This window comes from Francisella noatunensis subsp. noatunensis, assembly GCF_009823375.1.
Taxonomy (GTDB): domain Bacteria; phylum Pseudomonadota; class Gammaproteobacteria; order Francisellales; family Francisellaceae; genus Francisella; species Francisella noatunensis.
Map to the genome: position 1 here is coordinate 1 of NZ_WBSX01000153.1, position 3421 is coordinate 3421.

A 3421-nucleotide genomic window follows, 5' to 3' on the forward strand; every position below is an offset into this window, starting at 1 on the left:
CAATATAAATACAAAAAAGAAGGTGACTCTAAACAAGTTAAGATAAAGGATAGAGCGAGTATTTCTGAAAGACCTAGCAGTGCTAATAGAAAAAATCTTTATCACTTTGAAGGTGACACTATTGTTGGTAAAGACCATAAAAGTGCTATTGTAACAATGGTCGATAGAGCTAGCAGATTTACTATTTTAGCCAAGTCTATAGATAGAACAGCTAATTCAATCAATAGAATATTGTACAAAGTATCTAATGGTCATAAAATATTAACAGCTACATTTGATAATGGTAAAGAGTTTGCTAAACATAAGAAGCTAACTAGCAAGACTGGCATCAAAGTATTCTTTGCTGATCCATACAGTCCTTGGCAAAGAGGTACTAATGAAAACATGAATAGGTATATCAGACAATTTATACCTAAAGGTACTAACTTTAACAATATATCTCATCAATACATTAGAAAGTTACAGATAGACTTGAATAATAGACCTAAGAAATGTTTAAATTACTTGACACCTAATGAAGTACATTTTGGTATCTCTATAAACATTGAGAATACAATCTAGCTTTTAAATACTGATATAGATACAAATATTACAAGGATAATCTTCCACCATGAATCTTGCATAAAGTTTGATGCATTGACTGTAATTTGTGTAATTGCAGGGAGTGGTTTACCTGAGTTTATAAACATTGCTGAGAATGCTGGAACTGCGAAAGTTAAAAGTATTCCTGTTACCCCAGCAGCAATGACACACACAACAATAGGATAAGAGAGGGCTTTTTTAACTTTCTTTTTTATGCATTTCTAATGCGCTTCACGTTGATCTGCAATTTTATTAAGCATCAAATCTAAATTACCTGACTCTTCACCAGCAGTGATAAGGTCCGACGTATAGTTTATCAAATACTTTTGGGAAATTACTCAATGCTTTTGAAAATGATTCTCCACCTTCAATTGCTTGTTTAATTTGAATAGCTAGTATTTTTAGACGAGGATGCTTACTTATACCCATTATAAATACTTCAAATGATTTAATAATAGGAATACCAGCTTTAGTCATTGTAGCTAGCTGACGAGTCATTTCAGTAATATCTTTGTAAGATATTTTCTTAGGGAATAAGTCCTTGGGTTGTTTTTTTATTTTTATATCGGAGTAACCTTTTTGCCTTATTTGAATTTTTGCTTTTTCCTTAGTATCAGCATCAATAACTCCTTTTATCGTTTTACCATTTTTAAGTTTGGCCTTAAAACTCCAAGATATAATAGTTATTTTATTCTTGTTTTTATTTCCAAATAGCATATTTATTCCTTTAACTTACTCTGTAAGCCTCTTCCATAGATGTTAACCCTTCCGAAACTCTCACAAGGGCAGATTGTCTTACTGTAGCAATACCTTCTTTTTGTGCTTGTGTTGCTAGATCCATAGTGTTTTTATCTTCTAGTATCATTCTGGCAATTTCTCTAGAAACAGGCATCACCTCATATAAACCAAGTCTTCCTTTGTATCCTTTGAAACATCTTGGATAACCTTTGGGATTGGGCTTATATATCTTTGAATTTTGCACTTTTTCAAGTGTTGTGCCAAAAGTTTTCATTAAAATTTCATCATTAAGACCACTATCTTGAACAAGTAATTTAAATTCAGTTTCTGTATCTTCTAGTTTACATTTTGAACAAAGTTTTCTAGTTAGACGCTGTGCAATAATTAATGTTACAGAGGTAGCAATATTATATCTAGGCAATCCCATGTCTACTAATCTATTTAGTGTTTCTGGAGCACTATTGGTATGTAGAGTTGACATAACTAAGTGACCTGTCTGAGATGCTTTAATCGCAATTGAGCCTGTTTCAATATCCCTGATCTCACCAACCATGATTATATCGGGATCTTGACGTAAGAATGATTTAAGAGCTGCGGCAAATGTTAGGCCTTGTTTATTATTAACATTAACTTGGTTGATACCTTTTACAAAAAGCTCAACAGGATCCTCAGCTGTAGAAATATTTTTCTCAGGTTTATTAAGAATGTTAATCCCTGTATATAGCGTAACTGTTTTACCTGAACCCGTCGGACCTGTTACTAATACCATGCCTTGAGGCTGTTTGATGTACTTTAAGTATGTCTCTTTTTGAGTTTCTGAGAAACCTAATTGTTCAATAGGTATTTGAGTTGAGCTAGAGTCAAGGATACGAAGTACAACTTTTTCACCAAAACTTATTGGACATGTACTAACACGAAAATCGATGGCTTTTTCTCGTGAAAGTGAGATTTTAAATTTACCATCTTGAGGAATCCTCTTCTCTGAAATATCTAAACTAGACATGATTTTTAGTCTCGATATGACTTTGGGACCGAGATTTTTTTTAGTATTAAAAGTTTCTATTAATAAACCATCTACTCTATATCTTATACGGAAGTTTTTCTCATATGGTTCAAAGTGTATATCTGATGCTCCTTTTTGTATTGCATCAACAATTGTATTATTAATAAATCTGATAATAGGAGCTTCTTCATCTTTACCGCTTCCTATTATAGCATCGCCTTCGCGTTCACTTTCATCAACAAAATCGATATCAAGTTCTCCACCTGCATTCATCTGCTCTTCAAGTTTTGACTCGCTCTCGACATGTCCTTCATCTTTCAGATATTGATCATATTCTTCAATTTTCTCTCGAATAAGATTTATTTCTCCAACTACTAAAGTAAAAAAGTAATCATATTTACTACGAAGTTTTTTTAATATTTTTTGACTATCGATAGGGTTTGCTATTGCTACATACACACTTTTTTTCTTTTGAATAGAGGTAAGCATTTATTTTCATTACAAAATTCGGTATCAAAATAATCTTGAGGTAAAAATTTTACGTTTATAGCAGTTAAGTCAATATACTGTAAGCGCAGTAAAGTCGCTGACTCAATCATAAATGATCTACTATCAATTAATTCATGATCTATTAAGTAGTCTAAAAAGTCTTGTTTAGCCAGTGACTTATCTAAGCTTATTTCTTCAAGCTGCTGTCTTGTTATGAGTTTACGATGTAGTAATAAAGAAGCCAGCTTCTTATTAATATACGGACTGTCAATCATTTATACTAAAATAAATCACAAAATTAATCAAAATTATATCATGATTAAGATAATTATTAAAAAACAAAATATTTAATATAAAAGTTAGATTGTATTCTCAATGTTTATAGAGATACCAAAATGTACTTCATTAGGTGTCAAGTAATTTAAACATTTCTTAGGTCTATTATTCAAGTCTATCTGTAACTTTCTAATGTATTGATGAGATATATTGTTAAAGTTAGTACCTTTAGATATAAATTGTCTGATATACCTATTCATGTTTTCATTAGTACCTCTTTGCCAAGGACTGTATGGATCAGCAAAGAATACTTTGATGCCAGTCTTGCTAGTT

At 31.5% G+C, this 3421-nt stretch carries 2 protein-coding genes and 2 pseudogenes; 1 reads left to right on the forward strand and 3 read right to left on the reverse strand.

Annotation, left to right across the window (positions count from 1 at the left end):
- Nucleotides 1-561: IS30 family transposase (locus F8C69_RS09720; protein ID WP_159183759.1), on the forward strand; the 561-nt coding region annotated here is incomplete at its 5' end.
- Here F8C69_RS09720 and F8C69_RS09725 read toward each other — a convergent pair.
- The 3 genes and pseudogenes from F8C69_RS09725 to F8C69_RS09735 form a co-directional block, all read right to left on the reverse strand.
- Nucleotides 561-1299 (reverse strand): annotated as a pseudogene (locus F8C69_RS09725) (type II secretion system F family protein); the annotation flags it as partial. The gene F8C69_RS09720 and the pseudogene F8C69_RS09725 overlap by 1 nt on opposite strands.
- Nucleotides 1300-1309: 10 nt before the next feature.
- Nucleotides 1310-3087: pseudogene (pilB, locus tag F8C69_RS09730) on the reverse strand (type IV-A pilus assembly ATPase PilB).
- A gap of 84 nt (nucleotides 3088-3171) precedes the next feature.
- Nucleotides 3172-3421 (reverse strand): IS30 family transposase (locus tag F8C69_RS09735; RefSeq protein WP_159185017.1); only part of this gene is annotated, 250 nt, incomplete at its 5' end.